This is a genomic window from Pilosibacter sp. NGB245, assembly GCF_057397225.1.
Genome location: NZ_CM171584.1, coordinates 1594394 through 1620139, shown reverse-complemented (window position 1 = coordinate 1620139; position 25746 = coordinate 1594394). Strand labels below are relative to the sequence as shown.

The 25746-nt window shown below is 51.0% G+C and carries 19 protein-coding genes and 1 other annotated feature; of the genes, 1 reads left to right on the top strand and 18 read right to left on the bottom strand.

The genetic code is table 11. The features are described from left to right. Positions 1–76: 76 nt before the first annotated feature. The 16 genes from hslO to pheS all read right to left on the bottom strand — a co-directional run bounded on the left by hslO (position 77) and on the right by pheS (position 21359). Positions 77–961 (bottom strand): Hsp33 family molecular chaperone HslO, encoded by an 885-nt coding sequence (hslO, locus tag ACXMYH_RS07310; protein WP_486555788.1) that lies wholly within the window; start codon positions 959–961, stop codon positions 77–79. A gap of 3 nt (positions 962–964) precedes the next feature. Continuing rightward, positions 965–1726, bottom strand: coding sequence for a class I SAM-dependent DNA methyltransferase (locus tag ACXMYH_RS07305; RefSeq protein ID WP_215702807.1), 762 nt, complete (start codon positions 1724–1726; stop codon positions 965–967). A gap of 127 nt (positions 1727–1853) precedes the next feature. Then, positions 1854–2369, bottom strand: coding sequence for an SEC-C metal-binding domain-containing protein (locus ACXMYH_RS07300; protein ID WP_021904246.1), 516 nt, complete (start codon positions 2367–2369; stop codon positions 1854–1856). Between the two features lie 140 nt (positions 2370–2509). Then, on the bottom strand, positions 2510–3676 hold the full coding sequence (locus ACXMYH_RS07295) for an amidohydrolase (RefSeq protein WP_215702808.1): 1167 nt from the start codon (positions 3674–3676) through the stop codon (positions 2510–2512). Then, positions 3673–4866, bottom strand: a complete 1194-nt coding sequence (locus ACXMYH_RS07290; RefSeq protein ID WP_021904244.1) for a M20 metallopeptidase family protein — start codon at positions 4864–4866, stop codon at positions 3673–3675. The genes ACXMYH_RS07295 and ACXMYH_RS07290 overlap by 4 nt, the downstream gene beginning before the upstream one ends. Positions 4867–4978: 112 nt before the next feature. Continuing rightward, positions 4979–6529 (bottom strand): AbgT family transporter, encoded by a 1551-nt coding sequence (locus ACXMYH_RS07285; RefSeq protein WP_118531680.1) that lies wholly within the window; start codon positions 6527–6529, stop codon positions 4979–4981. 391 nt (positions 6530–6920) lie between these two features. Further along, positions 6921–8216, bottom strand: a complete 1296-nt coding sequence (locus tag ACXMYH_RS07280; protein ID WP_486555787.1) for a CapA family protein — start codon at positions 8214–8216, stop codon at positions 6921–6923. A gap of 419 nt (positions 8217–8635) precedes the next feature. Next, positions 8636–10288, bottom strand: coding sequence for an ABC transporter ATP-binding protein (locus tag ACXMYH_RS07275; RefSeq protein ID WP_021904241.1), 1653 nt, complete (start codon positions 10286–10288; stop codon positions 8636–8638). A gap of 1 nt (position 10289) precedes the next feature. Beyond that, the gene (locus ACXMYH_RS07270) at positions 10290–12086 is read right to left on the bottom strand and encodes an ABC transporter permease (protein WP_243021210.1); all 1797 of its coding nucleotides are present in this window, start codon (positions 12084–12086) and stop codon (positions 10290–10292) included. Between the two features lie 112 nt (positions 12087–12198). Next, the gene (locus tag ACXMYH_RS07265; RefSeq protein WP_118531684.1) at positions 12199–13623 is read right to left on the bottom strand and encodes a hypothetical protein; all 1425 of its coding nucleotides are present in this window, start codon (positions 13621–13623) and stop codon (positions 12199–12201) included. A 518-nt stretch (positions 13624–14141) separates the two neighbouring features. After that, on the bottom strand, positions 14142–14279 hold the full coding sequence (locus ACXMYH_RS07260; protein ID WP_118531686.1) for a 4Fe-4S binding protein: 138 nt from the start codon (positions 14277–14279) through the stop codon (positions 14142–14144). Positions 14280–14441: 162 nt separating this feature from the next. Next, entirely contained in the window at positions 14442–14912 is a 471-nt protein-coding gene (gene smpB, locus ACXMYH_RS07255; RefSeq protein WP_118297114.1) for an SsrA-binding protein SmpB, read from the bottom strand. Positions 14913–15003: 91 nt separating this feature from the next. Then, complete coding sequence (gene rnr, locus ACXMYH_RS07250) at positions 15004–17238, bottom strand: ribonuclease R (protein WP_486555786.1); 2235 nt, start codon at positions 17236–17238, stop codon at positions 15004–15006. A 186-nt stretch (positions 17239–17424) separates the two neighbouring features. Next, a complete protein-coding gene (gene secG / locus ACXMYH_RS07245; RefSeq protein ID WP_118296789.1) occupies positions 17425–17658 on the bottom strand; it encodes a preprotein translocase subunit SecG in 234 nt (77 codons plus the stop codon). 245 nt (positions 17659–17903) lie between these two features. After that, positions 17904–20318, bottom strand: a complete 2415-nt coding sequence (gene pheT, locus ACXMYH_RS07240) for a phenylalanine--tRNA ligase subunit beta (RefSeq protein ID WP_329752000.1) — start codon at positions 20316–20318, stop codon at positions 17904–17906. An 18-nt stretch (positions 20319–20336) separates the two neighbouring features. Next, entirely contained in the window at positions 20337–21359 is a 1023-nt protein-coding gene (gene pheS / locus ACXMYH_RS07235; RefSeq protein WP_142412572.1) for a phenylalanine--tRNA ligase subunit alpha, read from the bottom strand. A 68-nt stretch (positions 21360–21427) separates the two neighbouring features. Continuing rightward, positions 21428–21654, bottom strand: a binding site (T-box leader). 301 nt (positions 21655–21955) lie between these two features. Here pheS and ACXMYH_RS07230 point away from each other — a divergent pair. Next, positions 21956–22420 (top strand): methylglyoxal synthase, encoded by a 465-nt coding sequence (locus tag ACXMYH_RS07230; RefSeq protein ID WP_118531692.1) that lies wholly within the window; start codon positions 21956–21958, stop codon positions 22418–22420. A 484-nt stretch (positions 22421–22904) separates the two neighbouring features. Here the strand turns inward: ACXMYH_RS07230 and ACXMYH_RS07225 are convergent, their stop codons facing one another. Both ACXMYH_RS07225 and typA read right to left on the bottom strand, forming a co-directional pair. Beyond that, the gene (locus ACXMYH_RS07225; RefSeq protein ID WP_215702812.1) at positions 22905–23381 is read right to left on the bottom strand and encodes a 2-thiouracil desulfurase family protein; all 477 of its coding nucleotides are present in this window, start codon (positions 23379–23381) and stop codon (positions 22905–22907) included. A 220-nt stretch (positions 23382–23601) separates the two neighbouring features. Next, positions 23602–25443 carry a translational GTPase TypA gene (typA, locus tag ACXMYH_RS07220; protein WP_118531696.1) on the bottom strand — a complete coding sequence of 614 codons (1842 nt, stop codon included), beginning with the start codon at positions 25441–25443 and terminating at the stop codon, positions 23602–23604. Positions 25444–25746 lie beyond the last annotated feature (303 nt).

Sequence of the window (25746 nt, the reverse complement as noted above, 5' to 3'; positions counted from 1 at the left end):
GACCGTTCCATCTTCCGGTGTGCGATCCAGCAAAGATCCATATTTTTGCAGAGGTCTGCCCGCGGCGGATCCTCAGTTACTCTCTTGTCGCCTTTTTTAACATCTCACCCAGTTCATCCACAGAGAATTTATAATGTTTGTTGCAGAACTGGCAGTTGACCTCGATTTCTTTTCCCTCATCGATCATATCCTGGATCTCTTTTCTTCCGATGCTGATGATCGCCTTCTCCACTCTGGAGCGCTCACAGTCGCAGTGGAACTGCACCGGCATCTTCTTTAAGATCTCAAGTCCGAACTCCCCGAGAATATCTGTCAGGATCTCCTCCGGAGTCTTTCCTGCATCGAGAAGGGATGTGATGGAGGAAATTCCGGAAAACTTTGCCTCAAGGCGGTCGATGATCTCATCGGATGCGCCCGGAAGAAGCTGGATGATAAAGCCGCCGGCCTGACGGACGGTATTGTCTTTGTTCATCAGGACTCCGAGAGCGACGGAGGACGGAACCTGCTCGGATGTTGCAAAATAGTAAGTCAGATCTTCCGCGATCTCACCCGTGATGAGCTGTGTCTGTCCCACATACGGCTCTTTTAAACCGATATCCTTGATCACACTCAGGACGCCGAGTCCCAGGGAACCGCCGACATCAAGCTTTCCCTGCGCATTCGGCGGCAGCATGACATCCGGATTGAACGCGTAGCCCTTTACATCGCCCTTTCCGTCAGCAGTCACTAAAAGTCCTCCGATCGGGCCGTCTCCCTCGATCCGGAGTGTCAGGAGTTCTCCTTCCCCCTTTAAGTCGGATCCCATCATGGCAGCCGCCGTCATGAGACGTCCCAGGGCAGCCGTCGCGATCGGGCTTGTATTGTGGGCATTCTTCGCGGTTTCCACCATCTCTTTTGTCGTTGCGGCAAAGGCGCGGATCTGTCCGTCCGCAGCCGTCGCACGGATCATATAATCATTCATGCTCTATTTCCTTTCTTTTCCATGTTCTCTCGCGATCACATAAACACGCTCGCTGTCTTTTCGCGGCGGATTTTTCGTAAACGCGTCATAAACGGCAACAAATTCCATGCCTGCCTCACTGATCGCGCGTTTCACTTCCTCCAGGGAATACGCCCGCTGGTAGTGCGTCTCGTGATATTTCCGGAAAAGGTCTCCCTCTTCCCGGACGAAGATCGACAGATCGTAGATATTGATCTTTTCCTCTTCTTCGTACTGGTTGTCCCAGATAAAGCTGGAGTCGTCCCGGTCCTCGGCGATCGTACTGTCACCCATGATCTCCCGGTATTTGTACTCGGTATTCAGATCAAAGATAAAGACTCCGCCCGGATCGAGATAGTTGTTGACCAGGCGGAACACCTCCGTCAGATCCTCCGGCTCCAGAATATAATTCATACAGTCACAGATGGAGACGACCGCCGCCACCGTGCCGTAAAGCTCAAATTCCCTCATATCCTGGCAGAGATAGAGGATATCGCTTCCGGATTTTTCCTTCTTTTCCAGGGCAAGTTCCAGCATTTCTTCGGAATTATCGACTCCGATCATATCGTAGCCGGACTTTGCCAGAAGCTCCGTGAGACTTCCAGTCCCGCAGCCGAGATCCAGGAGCAGTCCTTCTGAAACTCCCTGCTCTTTTAAAAGTCCTGTGAGATACTCACACCACTCTTCATATGGGATATTGTCCATGAACGTATCATAGACAGCGGCAAATCCTGTATATGCCTGCATTGTTTTTTCTCCTTATCAATCCGCGGTCACAACTGTATCACACAGAATTTTCCGTTCAGAAAATTCCTGCCCGTGTACAGTAATGAAAAAGCCACTACCCACAATAGGTAATGGCTTACGTTTCATCTTATGCGTTGCGGCCGCAGCACTTTTTGTACTTCTTTCCGCTTCCGCACGGACACGGATCGTTCGGGTAGATCTTGTGGCCCTGGCGGCGTACGGTTCCGGAAGCTTTCTGCTTCTTGTAGAGCTCGGTTCTTGTCTCAGCGGAGAGGATCTCTGTCCACTGCGGAAGCTCATAGAGCCAGGAAGCCTTTGCCTCTACCATATTGTAGTAAAGCTTCTCCGGATCGATCTCGATCTTAACAACAGTATCCTCTGTCATTGTGTCGATCGGGTTCTCATATCCCTTTAAGCTCTCGTTGATTCCATCGAGGAAACCGGTCATAATGAGAACTTCTGTGCCATACTTCTCAGCAAGCTCTTTTACAGTTCCCTCAACAACCTCTGTCGGGTTGGAGAGGATCTTCTCGTAGATGCCTTTCTCGATCGTAAAATAGTTTGTCCAGAGTTCTTCTTTCTTTTTATCATCGAGACCGTCGCCGTAAGCGAGGTTTCTCCATGTTTCAAGTAATGTTGCCATATCAGTTCCATCCTTTTCGTATACTGTTTCTATTCTTTTCCGCACCGCCAAGCTCCAAAAGGGCAGACTGGTACAGGAAACGTCTAGAGCGTATTATAACATAGGATATTTTTTCTGTAAACAGGAAAATTGGCAAAAGGTTATTCCAAATAGTCTAATGCAAACTGCGCATAGATCCCTGTGCCGTGGAACAGAACGTCCTCATCCACATCGAATGCCGGATGATGATGCGGTGCTGTGACGCCTTTTTCCTCATTTCTGCAGCCGAGATAGCCGAACACGCCCGGGACATGTTCCGTGTAGACGCTGAAGTCCTCGGCCCCTGTCATCTTCTTTAACGGGATGAGTGCTTCCTCGCCCATCTCCTCCGCAGCCGCGCGTCTCGCTGTCTTCACGAGCTCCTCATTGTCATTGATCAGCGGGCTCGGTCCGAAATAGTAGTCAAACTCCGCTGTACATCCATATCCTTCGACCGTCGGCTCCACGACCTTTTTGATCAGCTCCGGCATTCCGTTCCGGAATTCCCGGTTGAAGGCTCTCACCGTTCCGACAAGCTCCGCCTCATCCGCAATGATGTTCTCCTTTGTTCCCCCGTGGAACATTCCGACGGAGACGACGAGTGCATTGAACGGGTCATTGATCCTGCTCGGGATCGTCTGGAGGACCTGGATCGCCGCAGCCGCCGCCAGGATCGCGTCTTTTCCGAGATTCGGGGCACTTCCGTGTGCTTTCTGACCATGGATCTTTATCGTAAAGCGGTCGCTGCACGCCATCCGCTCGCCGGATTCAAAGTTTACGGTTCCGGTCGGCATCGTCGCCCAGATATGCATTCCGAAGATCGCATCCACGCCTTCCAACGCCCCGCGTTTTACATATTCCTCCGATTTTCTTCCGATCTCCTCCGCCATCTGGAAGATCAGCTTCACGGTCCCGTGAATTTTATCACGGTTTGCACTTAAGATCTTCGCAGCTCCGAGCAACATCGCCGTGTGGCAGTCATGACCGCAGGCATGCATCACGCCCGGATTTTTGCTGCAGTATGATTTCCCCGGATTTTCCTGGATCGGGAGCGCATCGATGTCCGCGCGCAGCATCACGGTCTTTCCCGGCATCGTCCCCTCGATCGTTCCGACGCAGCCGGTGATCCCGTCGAATTCCTGTACCGGGATCCCCATCTTTGTAAGCTCCGCTTTGATGAACTTTGTCGTCTCAACTTCCTGCGTGCTGAGTTCCGGATGTTCATGGAGATGGCGGCGGCACGCGATCACATATGCTTCCTGTTCTTTTGCAAGTTCCTGTACTCTCATCGCTCTTCTCCTCCCTTTTTCTCCAGATAATCTGCGGCAAACTGCGCGTAGAACGCAGCTCCCTTTTTCAGGATCTTCTCGTTGACTCTGAATTTTCCGTTGTGGAGCGGATAGATGTCCTTGTCGTTCTCATCATAGCAGCCTAAAAATGCGAACATGGAAGACGGGATATGATCCATCACATAGGAGAAGTCCTCACTTCCGCTTGCCTTCTTCGCCTCAGCCCATGCACCCGGTCCGTAGAGCTTTTCCGCAGCCTCCCTGGCGATCTTCGTAAGCTCCGGATCCCCGTTTACAACCGACGGCTCCAGATAGGAATATTCGAGCTCCGCCGTGCATCCTTCCGCAGCTGCGATATCCGTCACGATCCTTCTCATGGTCTCCTCGACCATCGCCCGTGTCTCCTTCGCGTAACAGCGGACAGTTCCTTCCATGACAGCGGTGTCCGTGATGATGTTGAACTGGGTTCCCGCGGAGACCTTTCCGACCGAAACGACCAGCGAATTCAACGGATCATTCACACGGCTCACAATGTGCTGGAGTCCGAGCAGGATCGAGCTCGCCGCGACGATCGCGTCCTTTCCGAGATGCGGCATGGAGCCGTGGGTCGAAATGCCGTGGACCGTGATCTTAAAGTTGTCACAGCTTGCCATCAGCTCTCCATCTTTGATAAGGACCTGTCCGGCAGGGCCTGTCGGCCACACATGCATTCCCATCGCCGCGTCGATCCCTTCCAGATATCCGTGATCCACATAGTAATGGCTTCCGATAAACGCCTCTTCCGCCGCCTGAAACAGGAGTTTTACAGTTCCCTTTAATTCCTTTTCCTGCTCCTTTAAGAGTCTCGCCGCCCCTAAAAGTATCGACGCGTGGCAGTCATGGCCACAGGCATGCATCACGCCCGGAGTCCTGCTCGCGAAATCGACTCCACTCTCCTCCATGATCGGGAGTGCATCGATGTCCGCGCGGAGCAGGATCGTTGGTCCGTCTCCTTTTTCTCCTTTTATGGTCGCGATGCAGCCCGTATAATCCGGGAATGTCTGCACCGGGATCCCCATTTTTTCAAGTTCTGAGACGAGATATGCCGTTGTCTCTTTCTCCTCGAAAGAAAGCTCGGCATGTTCATGGAGGAAATGGCGGTCTTTTATGATCGCACTCTCTGTTTCCTCTGCTCTTTTTGCAAAATTCATAAGTGCTCCTTTCTTAACAAGTAAAAAGAGCACTGCACGGCATAACTGCCATCTCATGCGGTGCTCTTTTTTACTATAGTTCTTTTATCTGCTCAAACATTTCCGTTTGTTTCTACAGATAGATCGCTCCTCCAGGTCCAAGCGGAAGGTTTAAGAGAACCCAGATCACAACCTGAAGGATCCATGCAATCGCGAATGTTACCGAGAACGGAAGCATGTTCGCGATGACAGTTCCGAGACCAACCTTCTCGTCATACTTGTGAGCAAAGCCCAGAATGACCGGAAGGTATGTAAATAACGGAGACAGCGGGTTTGTGATGGAATCGCCGATTCGATAAACGACCTGTGTGATCGCCGGATCGAAGCCCATCAACATCATCATCGGAATAAATACCGGTGCAAGGATCGCCCATTTTGCAGAAGCAGATCCAATAAAGATGTTGACGATACAGGAAAGGAAGATCAGGCCAAGAAGCAGCGGGATTCCTGTAAATCCGATCGTGCTTAAAAGGTTTGCTCCCTTGATCGCAAGGACAGTTCCGAGTTTTGATACGGAGAAGAAGTTTGTAAAGATGGCGATGAAGAAGCACATGAATACATAGTTTCCCATCTCGGCAAAGCCCTGGCTGATATCCGCCCAGACATCTTTATCATTTTTATACTTTCCGATCACAACACCGTAAACGATACCCGGGATCATGAGGAATAAAGTGACCGTAAAGACGATACCCTTTGAGAACGGGGATGCACCGCTTGTGATGGATCCGTTCTCATCTGCGAGGATCGCACGTCCGCCGAAGATCGGCAGGCACATGAAGACTACGACAGCCGCATAGATCAGAACAGAAAGACCTGCTGCTGCAATTCCCTTTTTCTGGATCGGTGTGATGTTGGAATTATCTTCATCAAAATCGTATTTGGCAAGTTCTTCTTTTGAAACCGGGAAACGGTGAAGAAGAACTTTCTCAACCAGGATCGTACCCACGATCGTAAGAAGTACGCAGGAGACGATCAGGAAATACCAGTTGATCGCGATGGACTGCTGATAGTTCGGATCGATCATCTGTGCTGCCTGCTCTGTGAATCCGTATGCAAGTGCATCGGAAAGACCGAGAAGAATGTTCGCACAGAAACCGGCTGCAACCGATGCGAATGCGGTGTACATTCCGAGAAGCGGATGACGTCCGATGGACATGTACAGGATCGCTGCAAGCGGCGGCAGTACGATAAAGCCTGCATCACCGGCAATATTTAAGTTGATTCCGAGGAACATGATGACCATGGTGACGATCCATCCTTTTGCCTTGCCAAGGAAATTGACCATGACGGCAACGAGGAAACCACTCTTCTCTGCAACGGAAGAACCGATGACAGCGACAAGCACCATGCCGAGCGGTGCAAAGCCGGAGAAGTTTGTGATGACATTCGTCCAGAGATAACGAATTCCATCGAGGGACAGGAGGTTAAATACCTCGATCGTTGATCCATCCGCCGGGTTTACCGCGGAGACGCCGGCTGCACTGCAGATCGCTGAAATGATCGTGACAATGATCGCCAGTCCAAGGAACATCGTGATCGGGTCCGGAAGTTTGTTTCCGGCACGCTCAATCGCATCCAGAATACGATCAAGGCGGCTTTTCTTTGCGGAACTGTTCTCACTCATAGATGACCCCTTCTTTCCACTGCCATATTGATTAGGCAGCTCTTTATTTTTTTAATATATTATAGCGGTAAAGTTTTTCATTTGCAACCTTTTGTTGAATATTTATGAAAAAAATAAATTTCCTATGAATTTTTTCTAAAAGAATCCTCGATCCGTTCTTCTTTATCCGTCGGGCTGCAGATTCAGACAGTCCGTTCTCCATTGATCATCAAGCACCCCGCTGCTTATTGGAACGCACTGTAATCTGCAGTATTATTGATAAAAAATGCATGGGATTCCGACACATCTTCTGTCTGCAATCCCATGCGTTTTCCGAGTCTCTGCTGCGGTCTGTATTTTCAGCAGAGCATTTTCATGATTCTCCTGATCTTTCCCTCAAAAAAGCAACGTCCTATCTGGCAGTGATAAACCCGTTGTCATCGATCGCAGTTTCCGGGGAGATCTTCCTCATATATGCAAGAATCCGCTCCTTCTCCGCTCCTTCCGCCTTCGTGACACGGCAGTTTTCCTGCTTTGCCGGGATAAACTGCAGGGACTCCAGTCCCTCCGTTCCAAACACCGCCTCGACGAGGCAGGTGTCGAGACTCTTTGAGTTAAAGAGGTAATTTCCGAGGCTGTACACGACCGGAACTTCCCCCACATACCCGATCGGCTGCAGCACATGCGGGTGATCCCCGATGATGAGATCCACGTCTGCTGCCGCGATCTGCGCAGCCTGTTCCGTCTGCCAGTGGTCCAGCTTGTCAGTTCCTTCGGTCCCCCAGTGAATGTACACGATCACATAGTCACTGTCCGCTCTTGCCTCCCCGATCACTTTCAGGAGTTTTGTGATATCAAGACACCGGAACACGCCCGGGGATGTCTCCGTCGCCCCTTTCGTATCCGGCGGATTCAGCCGTTCGATCTGTGTCGCGGAGATGAACGTAAATTTCTTCCCGTTTGCGATAAAAGAAACCGGTCTGACCGCTTCCTCGAGGTTTCTCCCGGCTCCGACATACGGCATTCCGATGGACTCCAGCGTATCGAGCGTGTCCGTCAGGGACACCTCCCCGTAATCATACGCGTGGTTGTTCGCGAGCGACACAAGATCTGCGCCCATGTCAAACAGCCAGGACGCATACTTCGGATCCGCCCGGAAGGTAAACTTTTTTCCGGCCGTCGGCGTCCCGCGGTTCGTGTACGGGAACTCGTTGTTTACCATAAAAATATCTGCGTCCCGCATGATGGAGAGAAGATCCGCGGAGATCCCGCCTTCGATTCCCTGTCCGCGCTTTAAAAGCGATGCCATGATCGCATAGTGGGAGTCAAACAGGATATCACCCGCAAAGACGATCCGCGTCTTTCCGGGCTCTGCTGTCTCCTTCGCATAGATCTTATTTGCCGCCATCACTTCCGGATCCTTTAAAAGATCCGCGTAAGGATCCGGCGTATCCGTCTCAGGTTCCGGCTCTGTTCCTGCTTCGCTCTCCGACCGTTCTGTCTCTTTTCCCATCTCCTCCTGCTGCAGGACCACGCGCGGTTTTTCCGCCTTTTCTTCAGAATGATCAGCTATCTCTTCCGTACTCCCGGCCTGACTTTCAATGGCTGCCGCCGTTCTCGCTGCCCCGGCTGCCTGACTTCCGCAGCCTGTAAGCAAGACACATGTCAGAATTGCCGTCAGCCAGCCAGCTGCTGTTTCTTTTCTCATAATATACTCTTACCGCAAGAAAACGCTCTTTCGGTTCCACCTTTCTTTTCTTTGGTTTCTTTCGATTTTTCTCCTTCGTTCCATCTTACCAGACTTTTCCCTCCCATGCAACGCTTTAATCCCCACAACCATCCCTGAACTGCCAACCTGTTACAGTGCACGGGCACTCCATGCCCGCGCACTGTAACAGGATTTTGCCGATGCTTCGCATTCCAAATCGGCAAAATCCGCGGCCATAACGGTATCATACGGAATTTTCAGTTCAGAAAATTCCTACCCGTGAAAAGTAACGTCAACCTCTCACAACGGCGCTGTGCAACGCGACCGGCTGCATACGCAAAAAGGTGCGGCAGACCCACTCACAGATCTGCCGCACTCCTCTACTCATCATTCAATTTTATAAATCCAATATCAGCTTTTCACCCTTTCACGCTGAGACTTCCAGCCGCGATCGCCTTCCCGGACTTCCTGTCAAACAGCAGGATATCCGTACCTGCGATGTCCACACCTGTCTCCTCGCCGAGCTTAAAGGTAACGCCTCCGAAGATTACGCCTGTCAGGAGGTACTTTCCTATCTTTAACTTCACGGTCGACTCCATACCGGTCGGCATCGCTCCGTAGATCGTAGATGCGACAGAACCGTCTTTCGAAAGCTTTAATGCTTCCGGCCGGATCGCAAGGACAAAATCCTCGTTGGTGATCTCCGGCTCTTCCTCAACCGCATAGTCGGATTCATCGACCTTCGCGATATGATATTTAAATACCTCATCCTTATTGCTCTTCTCGACAGCCTTCTTATCCTTTAACATCTCCAGCCGCTGGGCTTCCAGGTCCGCCGCATCCTGATCACGCTTTCTGAACCAGGCATCCATATCGATCGGCTCATTCGGCCGGAAAGTCGCCTCGAGGTCATCCAGGATCGTAAAGCGGAAGCTTCCGTCCGCCTGTTCCTTTCCTTTCGCCTCCACAAAGTTGATCGACGGATTTCCGACGAAGTCCGCAACAAAGAGGTTCGCCGGTCGGTTGTATACATCAAGAGGTGCGTCATACTGCTGAAGGACCCCGTTGTTGATCAGACAGATCTTCGTCGCCAGCGTCATCGCCTCCATCTGGTCATGTGTGACATAGACAAAGGTGCTTCCCGTCTCCACATGGAGTCTCTGCAGCTCGTATCTCATCTCAAGACGGAGCTTCGCATCCAGGTTGGACAGCGGCTCATCCATGAAGAGCACGGACGGCTCCGGGGCAAGCGTTCTCGCGATCGCGACACGCTGCTGCTGGCCGCCGGAAAGCTCTGCCGGGTAGCGGTTCATGAACATCCCGATCTTTACGATCCGGGAGACTCTGCGGACGGATTTATCGATCTCCTCTTTTGTGAGTTTTCTCTCCTCGGTGAGGACTTTTCCGCCGGATACGATCGCATATTCGTCATTCAGGGACTGTCCTTTTGCTTCATAGGATTTTCTGATCCCGTCCAGTTTCTTTTTCAGCTCCTCCGCCTTCGCCTTCGCAGCCGCATCCGGATCCGCTGCATCCTGGATCCCGTATCCGTAGAGGATTTTTGCTGTATAGATCGAGAGAATGAACGCGTCGATAAACTTCAGATATACCTTATCCGTGTCGAGTTTTCCGCGCTTATCGCGGCACTCTTCCACGAGCTCTTTGATCTTCTTTCCGCTCTTTAAAGCCCGGATCAGTTCCCCGGTCGTCATGGCATCAAAATCATATTTCGGGAGTTTCTCCTTGATATTGCTGAGACCGAAGGAAATGTTCTGGTAGACGGTCATGTTCGGCCACAGTGCGTAGTTCTGGAACAGGAAACCGACTTTTCGCTTGTTGGCAGGAATGTTGATCCCCGCCTCACTGTCAAAGACCACCTTGTCCCCGATCTTGATCTGACCGGTCGTCGGCGTTTCAAGTCCTGCGATCATACGGAGGATCGTCGTCTTTCCGCATCCGGAAGGTCCAAGCAGTGTGATGAAGGAGTTATCCGCGATATCCAGGTTCAGATGATCGACCCCGTAAAATTTCCCCCAGCGTTTTGTGATATTTCTCAATGTGATTTCCGGCATATTAGTTTCCTCCTATTCCATCGTCAAGGCTTGCACCTGTCAGCTTATTGACTAATGTATTGAAGATCAGGATCGTAACGATCAGGATCAGGTTGATCGCACTCGAGAACGCGTAAAGTCCCATCTCATCGAAGTAATCGAGCGTTGTCGAGAGGATAAAGCCCTGCGTACATAAGAGCAGGAACAGGGACAGCTCACGGAGACATGTCATGAACGGGAGCATGTATCCGCTGATGATCGCTGACTTCTGGATCGGGATGATGATCCGGAACATTCGTTTCGTCCATGGGATATCCTGGATGATCGCCGCCTCCTCGATCTCATTGCTGATCTGCAGCATGGAGTTCAGCGCGCTCCGGCTCGCAAACGGGATGTACTTGATCGTACCTGCGATGATCAGCAGCGTATATGTATTAAAGAGGTTGATATGTTCATTCGAAAACAGGATGAAGAACGCTGCACCAACTGCGATGGACGGCATCAGGTACGGAAGAAATGCCACACCATTTACATAGCTCGCCCACCGGCTTCTGCGGTTCTTCGCGACCGCATATCCAATCAGGGTACCGATCGTTCCGGCAAGCAGGGCACAGCAGACAGCGACGAGCAAGGTTCCTGCAAATGCATGCCAGATCGTATTGTTGTAGAGGATGCCGTGCTGTCCGTACATACCGTTCTCGGTGATATTCTCCTTTGTGATCCACCACTTCGTTGTCAGGTTGCTCAGATCTCCTGTATAGAGGAAGCTGTAATCGCCCGGGTTCGGAAGGAAGGTCTCAAGTGCGAAGGAGAAGATCGGGAAGATACTTGTAAAGAATGTCAGGACGATCATCACGATACCGATCGCATATTTTCCGACTTTTCCAAGGTTCATCTTTGACAGCTGTCCCGATTTACCGGTGACTGTCGTGTAATTTTTCCGGCTCTTTAAGCTCACCTGGTTCATCGTGAGGATCGCGACTCCGAAGATCATCATGATGATCGCCAGGATACTCGCCTCACCTGTGTACTTGGAGTTTAAGGAGATATACTTTGTGGAAAGCGTTGTAAGACCTAAGTAATGCGGTACCGGGTAGCTTCCCATCGAACTTCCGAATACAAGAAGGATCGTCGAGAGGATCGCCGGTTTTACCATCGGGAGCGTGATCCGGAACATCGTCTTGAGCTTCGGTGTATCAAGGATCGTCGCTGCCTCCTCAAGGTTCGCATCCATATTCCGGAAAATACCGCCGATCAGGATATAGGCGAACGGCGCATAATGGAGTCCTAAGACAACGGAACTCGGGAACAGCCCCTGACACCACCATTTCGGCATACAGATCCCCGCAAGAGATGCAAGAAGTCCGTTTGACGTTCCGACAACCGCGTTGCTGTTGAACACGTTCTGCCATACAACGGCGAGTGTCCACTGCGGCATGATGTACGGAAAAATGAAAATAGAGCTTAAATATTTTTTGAATTTCAGGTTTGTTCTTGTTACTAAAAATGCGAAGGTTCCGCCGTAAATGATGGAGATCGTGCAGGTAAATACTGCTAAGAGGATCGTATTCCACAGCGGCTTCCAGAGGTTTGTCTTCGCCAGACGGCTTGTAAAGAGGTCCACATAGTTGACCAGCGTGTAACCGGACGCTTTTCCCGCGAGGTGGGCGTCGATGGTTCCCGGATGGATCGTGATCGTATCCTTTACGATCGCAACGATTGGTGCAACAGTGGAGAAAGTCAGTACGATGCCGAACAGGAGAAGGATGATGTTCTGCGGTTTTGAAAAATATGTTTTTACCCGGTTATATCCATTCACAGAAATGTCCGCTCCTTTCCTAAAACATGGATGCCGTTTGTTACGGCAGATGCCATATGTAACACGAGGGCGCCGCACGCATGTACGGCACCCTCTCAAGTGTCAGTCAGATTTACTTAGCAGAGTCACTGTACTTCGTGAGAAGTTCGATCCAGCTTCCGACTGTGAAGGAAACGGATGCGCAGTAGTCCGGATCTTCCAGAACTAACTCGCCGTCAGTTGTCCACCAGTCATATCCACGGTCATCTTTACACGGATATACATCTTCGCCGGCCTCGTTGTAGCCGCCCTTGCTGTGATGATAAGTTTCCTCGATCGCTGCTGCAACTTCCGGGTTTGCGGAGTAGCCGCCCATGTCTTTGCCCCATGCGGAGAAACCGTCCTCTGTGCATGTCATGTACTGGATGAATGCACATGCAGTCCACGGAAGCGGGCTGTTGTTTGTAACGAAAAGGTAATGGCAGTAACCGTAACCGCCGATGCCTTTGTAGCCGTCCTGATAAGCGGCAACCTTAATGTTATTTAAGGAAACGCCTGCGGACTCTTCTACGGAACGAAGTTTGGAGTAAACTAAAAGGCCAGCCTGATCCGTTGCGGAATCAGATACAAGTGTGTTGCAGATCGGACCATCATCTGTCTGCTCGTTGTAATTTTCAACCCAGAGCTTGATCCATGCAAGTGCGTATGCGCCGTTCTCGCCAAGTCCAAGATCCTCGGCATCTGCTGCCATCTCGTCGATGACCGGCTTGAAGTATGCTTTCTTTGTATCATCGAGAGCATCGTAAGCATCTTTTAACCATCCCGCATACTTATCTTCTGTCAGCATGTATAAGAAGTTCTTTCCGACGATCTCGGAATCGATATCCATGTATAACGGATGAACGCCTTCTGCCACGAAATCCCAGCAGTTATTGTACTCTGCGCTTCCGGTGCTGTTGTACATGAATACCTTGTTTAAGGTCTGCAACGGAAGGAATCCTTCATATGCATCCGGTGTGGTCCCGTTTGCCTCTGCCCATTCCTTCGGGATATAAGTCTTTAAGATTCCCGGCTCTACCATCTTCGTCTGGATCTGGTTGCCGTCCTGGATCAGGGTCATCGCGAAAGTTCCCTCGGTCTTTAAGGAATCTGCGGTCAACTGCTCAAAGATCTTGTTGTTCTTCGGCTGCTGCCACTCATATTCCATATTGTAGGACGGGTCGATCGACTGCAGGTATTCGATGAATAACGGGAGTGCGCTCTTACCACGGCTGGAGTTTCCGACACCGTAGAAGGTCTTTCCGTTGGACTCCTCGATGGCTTTCTTTGCAAGCTCTTCCATCGACATTCCTTCGGCTTCCTTGATGATCTTTTCTACATCGGAAAGATCAGCATCGTCCGTTTTCGCTGCCTCCGTTGCCGCTTCACTTCCGGCTGCCGCTGTCTCACCGCCTGCCGCCGCTGTGGTTGCCGTTGTGGTTCCACCGCCGCCGCATCCTGCGAGGGACATCGCTGCCATGGAAACTGCAAGTGCCAATGACAAAGTACGTTTTCTCATAAAACTGTTCCTCCTTCATCTGATTGGGTCATTTTGTTTTTCTCACGACTCATTTTGTACTTTTATTATAGCGGTGCGCAGAAAAATTTAACAGTGGACAAAACTGCGATAGTTTGTGAAATCCTGTGATTTTGTATAATTATGTTTCGTATTTCTGCTTTTTTTGTGCAGTTACGACATATGTTTTAGATTGTCAGAATTGGTAGTACCAGCATATTGCTGTAAAGGCATGTTTTTCGATATGAAAAGAATGTGCCTTGTCACATTCGGGCGTCTCGCGCAAGCGCGGACTTTGGCTCGTTGTTCGCGTAAACAAGTGAAAACACGTTTCGCGAGTTTCCCCTTGTTATCGCGACAGTCGCCAAGATCTCGCGCAAGCGCGGACTTTGGCTCGTTGTTCGCGTAAATTAAAAAAGAGAACCTTGCCCCGGCAGGCTCAGTTCTCTTTTCCTCATTTTTATTTTCTGTCATTTCAGATTCCGGATCCTCTGCCGCTTTTCCATTACAGAGCTTTCCGCCTATTTTCCAAAATACGCCGCGATCTCCTTCATTCTTCCCGTCTGTACGGCATGGAACGGACAGCGCTTATCGCAGTGACCGCAGGAGATACAGTCGGAAGCATGTTTTTCCAGTGTCGCGTAGTGGTCCGCCGCCATCGTATCCCCGGAAATTCTTTTAACTGCCAGTCGATCTGTTTTTTCACCTTCTCGAGATTTGTTGTCCAGCCGTATTCCCCGGTCTCGTAGTTTGCTCCAAAATGCACCTGATAGATCATCTCTTTCCGGACTGAGGTCTCTTTACAACAATTTTCTCCGCTATTAATACAGGTTTTTCACCTTAAACTCTTTCTCAAGCTCTCTTCTCTGGTCCTTTTTCGCGATATCCGCACGTTTGTCGTACAATTTCTTACCTCTCGCCAGACCGATCTCAACCTTTACGAGACTTCCCTTAAAGTACACCTGAAGCGGGACCAGCGTGTATCCTTTTTCCTGGATCTTTCCCTTCAGCTTGTTGATCTCATAGCGGTGCATCAGGAGTTTCCGCTCGCGGAGCGGATCTTTATTAAAGATATTTCCCTTTTCGTACGGGCTGATGTGCATGCCGTAGATCATGACCTCATCGTTCGTGATCCGCACAAAAGATTCCTTGATGCTGCATTTTCCCATCCTGAGAGATTTTACCTCGGTTCCCGCAAGCGCGATACCGCACTCAAATTTGTCATCGATGAAGAAATCAAAATATGCCTTTTTATTGTTTGCGATCAGCTTAAATCCGCTGCTCTTTGCCATAACTTCGTCCTCTTTTCCGTTCCGGCAGGAGTGTCCCATGCCGGAACCATTTCTATCACAAGGTCTGTCCGCTGCAAAAAACGAAACCGTGCTATCGTTTGTCGAAATTCCGCACCGGAAGGAAATCGATCGTTTTCAGATACCGGTCCACAGAGACGACCTGGATCTTCACGGTCTGGCCAAGCTTGAATTTCTTTCTCGTCCGCTCTCCCACCAGTTCATAGTGTTCCTCATCAAACACATAGTAGTCGCCGTCGAGGTTCGCTAAGCGTACCATGCCTTCCACCGTATTCGGAAGCTCCACATAGAAGCCGTAATTGCTGATCCCGGAGATCACGCCGGTAAATTCTTCCCCGATATGGCGCTCCATGAACTGAACTTTCTTTGCCTTATCGGTCTCCCTCTCCGCCTCGTCTGCGAGACGCTCCCGGGAAGATGTCCAGATCGCAACTTCCGGAAGGATCTTCTCATAATGGGCGATCCTCTTTTTCGTGAGACCGCCGTGGAGATTTTCCTTGATAATCCGGTGGATCTGGAGATCCGGGTATCTTCGGATCGGGGAGGTGAAGTGCGTATAATAGTTTGCTGCGAGACCAAAGTGGCCCATGCATTCCGTCGTGTACTTTGCCTGCTTCATTGAGCGGAGTGCCAGTCTCGCGAGCAGCGCCTCCTCCGGGGATCCCGCTGCCTTTTCGAGCAGTTTCTGCATCTCCTTCGGATGAAGCTCGCCGTTCTGGAGCCGGATCGAATAGCCAAAATTGTTGATCAGAATGCCGAAGCGCTTGATCTTCTCACCGTCCGGTTTCTCATGGCTCCGGTACAGGAACGGGATCTGCTGCCAGTAATAATCCTCTGCGACCGTCTCGTTCGCAGCCAGCATGCAGTCCTCGATCAGCATCGTCGCCGCGTTCCGCTCATACGGCCTGATCTCGACCGGGCGTCCCTTTGCGTCCAGGATGATCTTGCACTCCGGGAAATCAAAGTCGACCGCACCGCGCGCCATGCGCTTTTTCCTCAGCACACGGGCCGTCTCGTCGAGAAGCAGGAACATCGGAACGAAATCTGCATATTCTTCGAGGCACTTCTTTGCAAATTCCGCTTTTTCCTTCGATTTCTCTTTCTCCGGCGCATCCGTCTGCGGTTCCTCAGTCCCATTCTTTGCCTCCAGGATCGCATTCACCGCCGTGTATGTCATTCTGCGGTCGATCCGGACGACCGACTCACAGATCTTATGTCCCACGATGATCCCTTTTTCATCGATATCCATGAGGCAGCTCATTGCCAGACGGTCGCAGCCCGCATTCAGGGAACAGATCCCGTTGGAGAGCCGGTGCGGCAGCATCGGGATCACACGGTCCACGAGATACACGCTCGTTCCGCGCTTATATGCCTCCGCATCGAGAGGCGTCCCCTCCTTCACATAGTGACTCACATCCGCAATATGGACTCCGAGATGGTAGATCGTCTCCCCGTTGATCGTCTCCTTCGACACACTGACCGCATCGTCGAGGTCTTTCGCGTCCTCGCCGTCGATCGTCACCATCGGGACATCTCTGAGATCCACTCTTCCGTTCTTCCCGATCTCCTCCGCCACATAGTCTGCGGAGAGTTCCTCCGGCGCATGGGAAACTTCTTCCATCACGTCCTCCGGGAACTCCTCCGGAAGTCCGTAGGCACGGACGATCGACAGGATATCGACTCCCGGGTCATTGATATGTCCGAGGATCTCCTGCACATGTCCCTCCGGATTCTTATTTATGGTCGCATATGTGTCCAGTTTCACGACTACCTTGTGTCCGGAGACAGCGCCGTTCTCTTTCCCCTGCGGGATAAAGATGTCCATCGTGATCCGTGGATTGTCGGGGATCACAAAGCCAAAGCTTTTATTTTTTTCAAAGGTACCGATCAGCGTCTCGTTGGCATGTTTTAATACCTTTAAAACTCTCGCCTCCGCGCGGCCGCCTCTTCCGTTTTCATCAATAATGACCTGGACCGTATCCCCGTCCATCGCGTCCCCGGTATCATCCGGCGGGACAAAGAGATCGCCGTCGCGTCCCTCGATCGTCACAAATCCAAAGCCTCTGTGATGCGCTGAAAAGATCCCCGTCTGCGCAAACACCTCGGATCTCGCGTACTTTCCCTTCTTCGAGATCCCGACCTTGCCGGAAGCGACCAGTTCATTTAAGACCTCTTCCAGATCTTTTCTCTGCTCCTTCGGAACTCCGAGAAGCATCGCGAGTTCTTTTAATTTCATCGGAACATATGTCGGATCCTTCATCAGGGTCAGCAGCATCTGTTTCCGCTCTTCCATTAACGTTTCTTCCATTCTTCTCCTTGTCATATCAAAAACAGTTTTTCAAAAGTTCCCGGCACAGACTTCACGCCGGGCAGCCGCAAATAACCGGATAGATCCTGCGGACAGTTCTCAGACAGTGCAGCTTCCGATCTTCGTGTTAAACAAAAACACTCCTGCACGGGAATGATCGCTGCAGGAGTGTTCGTCATCTTAGAATTAGATTACCTTTAAATTTAATACCAGGGCAAGTACAAAAATCAGGACTGCCGCAATTTTTGTAAATTTCTCAAGGTTGCCTTCCATAGAACGACCTTTATTTTTTCCCCAGTAGCTCTCAGCCACACCGCTGATCGCACCAAGTCCGGAAGTCTTTCCTTCCTGCATTAACACGATCACTGTCATTGCAATACATAAGATAACGAATACAATCGTCAGAATAATTCTAATCACCGACTACACCTCCTGTCCACAATTAAAGTCATCATAACATAAAATAGGATGGCTGTCAATCCTCGTATTTTCCGGGCCGGAACTGATTTTCCGGCATATAAAGGAGTGTGCCGCGCGCGGCTGCTTGCATCAATCTCACTCGTCTTGCAAGTGCACATCATTCGCTGATCGTGACTTAGGGGTCAAAAAACGGCCATCCGCCGCAGGATTTCTCCCACAGGAATGACCGTTCTGTATTATGTCACTTATCGGATATCCGCACCGAGACGGAACTTCAGGTTTCCGAGGATCTTCTTTACAAAGCGCTCGACGTCCGTCGGATCAAGTGCCTTGTCCTCCGGGATGAAGGAGATCTTGAATGCCATGCTCTTCTTGCCCTTGCCGATCTGGTCGCCGCGGTAGATATCGAAGAGTTCAACATCTCCGACCTGCTTGCATGCCTTCTTGATCTCATCGATCAGGCTGCCGCAGCTTGTCTCCTCGTCAACGACCATCGCGAGGTCACGGGTCACGGTATCGTACTCGGAGATCGGTTTGTAGCGCAGACCTTCCGGCATATGGGCAGAAAGTGCTGCGAAGTCGATCTCACCGATGTAGATCTGGTTGTTCGCCTTGCTGTCTTTCGGAAGCTTTAACTCACCGGCAACGCTGTTTGCCAGCTTACCGAAGGAACCAACGCGCTCGCCGTCGCAGAGGACATACGCGGAGATTCCCGGATGGAGATACGGAACATCCTCCGCTCTCTCATACTCAAAGCTTACACCGAAGGAAGCTGCAAGCTCTTCCATCGTTCCCTTTACAGTGAAGAAATCTTCCTGCTCGCCAAATGCCGCGAAGCCGACATGCGGGATCTCGTTCGGGAGCTCTGTGAGCGGAAGTGCCTTCGGATAGTATACGTTTGCATACTCGAAGAAACGTCCGGCTGTGTTGCCTTTCTTCACGTTCTCAACGACTGTATTTAACATGGACGGAGCCAGTGTGGTGCGCATGATGGAAAGGTTTGTCGTGATCGGGTTTAACAGGCGGATCACATTGCGCTCCTTCGCGTCCTCAGCGATATGAAGCGCGTCAAGGTCAGCGTCGGAATAGAATGCCAGCGTGGATACCTCGAAGTAACCCTGGGATACCATCACCTGTTTTAATTTTGTTCTTCTCTTCTGTGCCGGGTTTAATCCGCCGTTTGTGACTGCGGAATCCTTTAAGAAGGTCGGAACGATGTGGTCATAACCGTACTCACGGATGACTTCCTCCGCAAGATCCGGCTCGCCAACCTCGATATCCTCTCTGTAGCGAGGTGCTGTGACAGTCATGACATCGCCGTCGCGCTCAACCTCGAAGCTGAGTCTGCGGAGAATGTCGAGAACATTCTCTGCCGGGACCTCGATGCCGAGGATCTTGTTGATGCCGCTCAACGTTGCGGTAAATTTTTTTCCTTCCTTCGGTGCTCCCGCATCCACATCGAATGCGCTCGCTGTGATCTCGCCGCAGCCGAGTTCCTCGATCAGGTGAAGGGCACGCGCCATACCGATCTCAACGGTGTACTCCGCGATACCTTTCTCGTAGTGGCTGGATGCGTCTGTGTTCTGTCCGAGACTTCTCGCAGTTTTACGGATGTTGTCGCGCATGAACTTTGCGGATTCAAAGAGAAGCTGTGTCGTATTCTCTGTGATCTCACTGTTCATTCCGCCCATGATACCCGCAAGAGCAACCGGCTTGCTTCCGTCGCAGATCACAAGGTTATTCTCGTTTAACTTGAATTCCTTGCCGTCAAGTGTCTGGATCATCTCATCCTGCTTTGCACGGCGGACGATGATCTGGGAGCTCTCCAATGTGCTCATATCGAATGCATGCATCGGCTGACCGATCTCGAGCATTACGTAGTTCGTGATATCGACCACGTTGCTGATGCTTCTGAGACCGCAGAGAGCCAGATGACGACGCATCCATCTCGGGGACTGGCCCGGAGTGATGTTTCTCACGCCATGTCCTAAGTAGCGCGGGCAGAGATCCTGTGCCTCTACTTTAATATCAAGATTTTCATATTTATAATCGCTCTGTTTGTAGTCGAGAGCCGGCATTTTCAGCGGTTTATCAAGAACTGCTGCAACTTCTCTCGCAATACCGAGAACAGACTGGCAGTCTGCACGGTTTGCCGTTACGGAGATATCGAAGATGTAGTCGTCGAGACCAACAACCTTTGCGATATCAGTTCCCGGAACGGTGTCCTTCGGAAGATCCAGGAGACCGTAAACCTCAGCGCCCGGATACAGGTCATCGTTTAAGCCGAGCTCTTCACCGGAGCAGAGCATACCGTTTGACTCGATGCCGCGCATCGGTTTTGCCTTGATCTTGATGCCGCCCGGCAGTGTGGAATTATCAAGAGCCGCCGGTGTGTGCATGCCTGCGTAGACGTTCGGAGCACCTGTGAGGATCTGGATATCATTTCCATACTCGCCGCAGTCTACTTTACACTTGAAGAGGTGTGTTCCCTCGATTGGCTCGCATTCCTTTACGACGCCGACAACGACACGGTCGATCTCAGCGGAGAGATCGATCAGTTCCTCTACCTCAAATCCACAGCCAAAGAGCTTGTCTTCCAGCTCCTGGGCAGTGACATCAATGTCAACATATTCTTTCAGCCAACTAAATGGTACTTTCATGATCTTCTCCCTCCCTTATTAGCCTTTGAACTGCTTCAGGAAACGAAGATCATTCTCATAAAGCAGGTTGATGTTGTTAATACCGTATTTTAACATGGCGATACGCTCGATACCGATACCGAAGGCGAGACCGGAATACTCATTCGGGTCGATGCCGCAGTTCTCAAGAACCTTGTGGTGTACGATACCGCCGCCTAATACCTCGATCCAGCCGGTGTGCTTGCAGAGCGGGCAGCCTTTTCCGCCGCACTCGAAGCAGCTGACATCGACCTCAACGCTCGGCTCCGTGAACGGGAAATAGCTCGGGCGGAGACGTGTCTTTACGTTGCTGCCGAAGATCGCCTGTACAAACTTGTCGAGCATACCCTGAAGGTCGCAGAGCGTGATCTTCTTATCGACAACAAGGCCTTCCATCTGGTGGAACATCGGGGAGTGAGTCGCATCACTGTCGGAACGGAATACACGTCCCGGTGCCAGCATCTTGATCGGCGGCTTCTTCGCATCCATCACACGGATCTGTCCCGGGCTTGTATGGGTACGGAGTAAGATATCTTCCGCTACATAGAACGTATCCTGCATATCTCTCGCCGGATGATTCTTCGCAACGTTTAATCTTGTGAAGTTGTGGTCGTCATCCTCGATCTCCGGACCGTCGAAGATCTCGAAGCCCATTCCTGCGAAAACATCGATCATCTCATTCTCTGTTACGGTAAGCGGATGGAGACCTCCGGCCGGACGCATCTTTGCAGGCATCGTGATATCGACCTGCTCGCTCTTATTGCGGGCTGCGAGCTCCAGCTCATCCATCTTATTCTTCATTTCCTGGTAGCGGGCTTCTACCTGGTTCTTAAATTCATTGATCGTCTTTCCGACGTTCGGGCGCTCCTCCTTCGGAACACTTCCAAGACCCTTCATCAGGTCTGCGATGCTGCCTTTCTTGCCAAGGAAGCTCTGCCAGAACTCACCAAGCTGTTCCTTGGACTGTACACTGCCGAGAGCGGCTTCCATCTGCTCCTTCAGTGCTTTGATCTTCTCTTCCATAGTCCACCTCATTCTTTCGGTATGGTTTTACATTCTATCAGTGCGAGGACAAAAAAAACTCCGTCCCGCCATGGGACGAAGCTGACTCTCCGTGGTACCACCCAGATTCCGCATGCATTCATGCGGCACTCAAACGTCTGTAACGGGACTTCCCGTCCTGCACTACTTGGATCCCTTTCGCACAGGCTGCTCAAGAGTGAATTTACAAAAGTTTCCTTCGGAAGGTCTTTCAGCCGGTGAACCTTCTCTCTGTCATACCGGAACTCTCCTGTACTGTCTCTGTCATTGCGTTTCACACATGGTCGATGGTAGCACATTCCCACTGGTTTGTCAAGTCTCACCGGGGCAGAGGCAAAATCAGCACCAAAGCTGCACGCAACGCAGTTTCCCGCCCAAACCTTCTAACAGACACTGTCCCCGCATAATAAGTGTAAAACTTCAGCGAAATTTTCTCTCACTTTCTTGACACATCCAGCCATTTATGGCATCATCAGTTTATAGGCAGGAATAATCTGTTAATATTCCATTCCATGGAATTTATATATGATCTGCCCGCAAAACAAACGAAAAACAACCTCAAGAAAAGGAGGATTCCTATGGATTTTCTGACATTAACCATCGGAAAACAAAAAAACATCGCCCTGATCGCCCATGACAGCAAAAAGCATGAAATGATCGACTGGTGCGAAGCAAACAAAGAAATCTTAAAGGGACACTTTCTCTGCGGCACAGGAACAACCGCCAGAATGATCACCGAAGCCACCGGTCTCCCGGTCAAAGGCTACAACAGCGGTCCTCTCGGAGGAGACCAGCAGATCGGCGCAAAAATCGTCGAAGGACGCATCGATTTCGTCGTATTCTTCTCCGATCCCCTCACAGCCCAGCCACATGACCCGGACGTAAAAGCTCTCCTCCGCATCGCCCAGGTCTACGATATCCCGATCGCCAACAACCGCGCGACCGCCGACTTCATGATCACCTCCCCACTCATGAACGAAGAATATGATCACCAGATCATCAACTTCCACCAGAACATCAAGGAGCGGGCAAGCAAACTGTAGAACTCAAAATGTAAAACCAATCGATGCAAACTAAATTCTACCAAACCTAGAAAGGCATGGAAACACGTTCACAACGTTTCCATGCCTTTCGAACCCTCTGCATTTATCATCTCACGCCAACCAACAGCAGTGAGCTTCCGGGCAGGGGCGCATGATCCGGGGAGCTGGTTCCTCTTGGCCCGCGGGTGACTGCGTTGGACAAGCGATAACACTTGTCTGAGCGCAGCGAGTTGTGTCACAGTACGCAGGCCTTCCTGCCTGCGCACTGTGACAGGATTTTGCCGATGCTTCGCATTCCGAATCGGCAAAATCCGCGACCGCTACTGTATCATACGGAATTTTCAGTTCAGAAAATTCCTATATAAAAGGCGCTGGCTACCTCCACTCGTCCGCCCTTAGCAGTCTCACGCAGGCCTAGCGGAACCCTCCCCGCATCCCCAGCGCCCCTGCCCGGAAGCTCACCGCGTCCCTCTCGCCAATCACATCATTCCTTCATATCTTTATCCAGAAGATCCACCAGCTCCTCAATCTGGCTCTCCCCATACACCTTCAACCCATACCCGGCCAACACCGCCGCCGTCTTCCCCATTCCCTCACGCAGCTTATGCGAAAAACTCCCATCATAAACCCCATTCGATCCGCAGGACGGACTTCTATCCTTCAGGATCGCGATCCCACATCCATACTTCTTCGCTGTCTGCAATGCCGCATCCGCACCGAGAAGAAACTCTCCCGTCACATCCTCGCCCTCCGTATTGATCACCGCCTCATCCGGCATATGGATCTCGGAAGCCGCACGCGGAGTCGGAAGACCGCCCAGCTGTTCCGGACAGACTGGATGGAACTCGGCCTTTCCCTCCATCTTTTTCATAAACTCAAGCACACCCTGATTCCGATTGTTCGTCCCATCCCACTTGCAGTTCTCACCGATGAGACAGGCACTGATAAGAATATGTATCATAATTCTCCCTCTTTCATAGACCAGCTCGTGCAAACCGCAAATCCAGCTCTTTCACGCTCGCTCGATCATCTGCCAATGCAGGCCATCTGTTCGAAAAAAGCAGGACCGCCCCACAAATCAACCTGCGGAAGCGATCCTGCTTTCTCTTTCTATTTTCAGAGATCACGCTGCGTCTTCGCAATCCCCTCTTCACTTGTATCTCAATTCGTTCCGGATCAGATTACATCTGGCTCTTCTTGCTGATCATTGCTCTCTTTCTGAGAGTCGGATCGAGGATCTTCTTTCTGATACGAAGACTCGTCGGTGTGATCTCAAGAAGCTCGTCGGTATCGATGAAGTCTAAGCACTGCTCCAGGCTCATGATCTTCGGCGGAACAAGCTTTAATGCCTCGTCCGCGCTGGAGGAACGTGTATTTGTCAGCTTCTTTGTCTTGCAGACGTTGATCTCGATATCCTCTGCCTTCGGGCTCTGTCCGACGACCATACCGGAGTAAACCTTTACACCAGGTCCGATGAACAGAGTACCTCTCTCCTGAGCGTTGAACAGACCGTAGGTGATGGACTCACCGGCCTCAAACGCGATCAGGGAGCCTGTCTTTCTGTAGCTTAACTCGCCCTTGAACGGAGCGTATCCGTCAAAGCTTGTGTTTAAGATACCGTTACCCTTTGTATCTGTCATAAACTCACCGCGGTAACCGATGAGACCTCTGGACGGGATGGAGAACTCAAGTCTTGTGTAGCCGCCGTTTGTCGGGCTCATTCCCTGAAGTTCGCCCTTTCTGCTCGTGAGCTTCTGGATGACAGCTCCGGTAAACTCATCCGGAACATCCACATAAGCAAGCTCCATCGGCTCTAACTTTCTGTTTCTCTCATCGTATTTGTAGATAACCTCTGCCTTGCTGACAGCGAACTCAAAGCCCTCACGGCGCATGTTCTCGATCAGGACGGACAGATGGAGCTCACCACGTCCGGAAACCTTGAAGCAGTCTGCGGACTCTGTCTCCTCGACACGAAGGCTGACGTCTGTGTTTAACTCACGGAACAGACGGTCGCGGAGGTGACGGGAAGTGATGAACTTACCTTCCTGACCTGCGAGCGGGCTGTCGTTTACCATGAAGTTCATGGAGATCGTCGGCTCGGAGATCTTCTGGAACGGGATCGCCTCCGGCTTCTCCGGGGAGCAGAGGGTATCACCGATGTGGATATCCGGGATACCAGAGATCGCAACGATCTCACCGATCGTCGCACTCTGTACTTCAACTCTCTTTAAGCCATCGAATACATAGAGCTTACCGATCTTTACTTTCTTCATCTTGTCCGGATCATGATGGTTTACGATCACGCAGTCCTGATTTAACTTTAAGGAACCGCTGTCGATCTTACCGATACCGATACGGCCAACGAACTCGTTGTAGTCGATCGTGCTGATCAGGACCTGGGTCTCAGCATCCGGATCACCTTCCGGCTCCGGGATATAGTCGATGATGGTCTCGAATAACGGACTCATGTCCACTTCCGGATCATCTAATTCTTTCTTTGCAAAACCTGCACGGGCGGACGCATATACGAACGGGCAGTCGAGCTGCTCATCGGATGCATCGAGGTCCATGAATAACTCCAGTGTCTCATCGATGACTGCCTCCGGTCTTGCCTCCGGGCGGTCGATCTTGTTGATGCAGACGATAACTCTTAAGTCAAGGTCAAGTGCCTTCTGGAGAACGAACTTTGTCTGCGGCATCGGTCCCTCAAATGCATCGACAACGAGAACAACACCGTCTACCATCTTAAGGACACGCTCAACCTCACCGCCGAAGTCCGCATGGCCTGGGGTGTCGATGATGTTGATCTTTACTCCTTTGTAGAATACAGCCGTATTCTTGGAGAGGATAGTGATTCCCCTCTCTCTCTCGATGTCATTGGAGTCCATGACACGCTCTTCTACTTCCTGGTTTGCGCGGAATACGCCGCTCTGCTTTAATAACTGGTCTACCAGGGTCGTTTTACCGTGGTCAACGTGGGCGATGATCGCAATGTTTCTGATATCTTCGCGTTTGATCTTCATAATCAATCCTCTTTCTTCATCTATAACTGTCCGCACACCGATCATTTTCCGACCCGTTTTGCACAGTCATCTTATCTTGTATCTGTTACATTTCCTGATTTTTGCGTTACCGACTCAAAATTATAGCATTCATGAAATCAAAATGCAATACAAAATCATCCAAAATTCGGGGTGAATTCGCCATTCTTTGTGTTTATTTCTGAGCAATTTGCGGTTAGACATCTCTTACTCTCTGGAGAGCGCCTCTGTTTCCGCCTGAGAAAACAGGCTGCTAAATGCCTATGTTCAGACTGTGTGCCTCCT

What these genes read in the sequence shown, in the direction of transcription:
- ACXMYH_RS07285 (WP_118531680.1), bottom strand. Translation starts at nt 6,529, where the DNA reads ATGAGTGAGAACAGTTCCGCAAAGAAAAGCCGCCTTGATCGTATTCTG.
- smpB (WP_118297114.1), bottom strand. Translation starts at nt 14,912, where the DNA reads ATGGCAAAGAGCAGCGGATTTAAGCTGATCGCAAACAATAAAAAGGCA.
- ACXMYH_RS07275 (WP_021904241.1), bottom strand. Translation starts at nt 10,288, where the DNA reads ATGCCGGAAATCACATTGAGAAATATCACAAAACGCTGGGGGAAATTT.
- pheT (WP_329752000.1), bottom strand. Translation starts at nt 20,318, where the DNA reads ATGAAAGTACCATTTAGTTGGCTGAAAGAATATGTTGACATTGATGTC.
- ACXMYH_RS07305 (WP_215702807.1), bottom strand. Translation starts at nt 1,726, where the DNA reads ATGCAGGCATATACAGGATTTGCCGCTGTCTATGATACGTTCATGGAC.
- ACXMYH_RS07265 (WP_118531684.1), bottom strand. Translation starts at nt 13,623, where the DNA reads ATGAGAAAACGTACTTTGTCATTGGCACTTGCAGTTTCCATGGCAGCG.
- typA (WP_118531696.1), bottom strand. Translation starts at nt 25,443, where the DNA reads ATGAAGATCAAACGCGAAGATATCAGAAACATTGCGATCATCGCCCAC.
- ACXMYH_RS07280 (WP_486555787.1), bottom strand. Translation starts at nt 8,216, where the DNA reads ATGAGAAAAGAAACAGCAGCTGGCTGGCTGACGGCAATTCTGACATGT.
- ACXMYH_RS07260 (WP_118531686.1), bottom strand. Translation starts at nt 14,279, where the DNA reads ATGGCGGCGGACCACTACGCGACACTGGAAAAACATGCTTCCGACTGT.
- rnr (WP_486555786.1), bottom strand. Translation starts at nt 17,238, where the DNA reads ATGGAAGAAACGTTAATGGAAGAGCGGAAACAGATGCTGCTGACCCTG.
- pheS (WP_142412572.1), bottom strand. Translation starts at nt 21,359, where the DNA reads ATGGAAGAGAAGATCAAAGCACTGAAGGAGCAGATGGAAGCCGCTCTC.
- ACXMYH_RS07225 (WP_215702812.1), bottom strand. Translation starts at nt 23,381, where the DNA reads ATGATACATATTCTTATCAGTGCCTGTCTCATCGGTGAGAACTGCAAG.
- ACXMYH_RS07290 (WP_021904244.1), bottom strand. Translation starts at nt 4,866, where the DNA reads ATGAATTTTGCAAAAAGAGCAGAGGAAACAGAGAGTGCGATCATAAAA.
- hslO (WP_486555788.1), bottom strand. Translation starts at nt 961, where the DNA reads ATGAATGATTATATGATCCGTGCGACGGCTGCGGACGGACAGATCCGC.
- ACXMYH_RS07230 (WP_118531692.1), top strand. Translation starts at nt 21,956, where the DNA reads ATGGATTTTCTGACATTAACCATCGGAAAACAAAAAAACATCGCCCTG.
- ACXMYH_RS07300 (WP_021904246.1), bottom strand. Translation starts at nt 2,369, where the DNA reads ATGGCAACATTACTTGAAACATGGAGAAACCTCGCTTACGGCGACGGT.
- ACXMYH_RS07295 (WP_215702808.1), bottom strand. Translation starts at nt 3,676, where the DNA reads ATGAGAGTACAGGAACTTGCAAAAGAACAGGAAGCATATGTGATCGCG.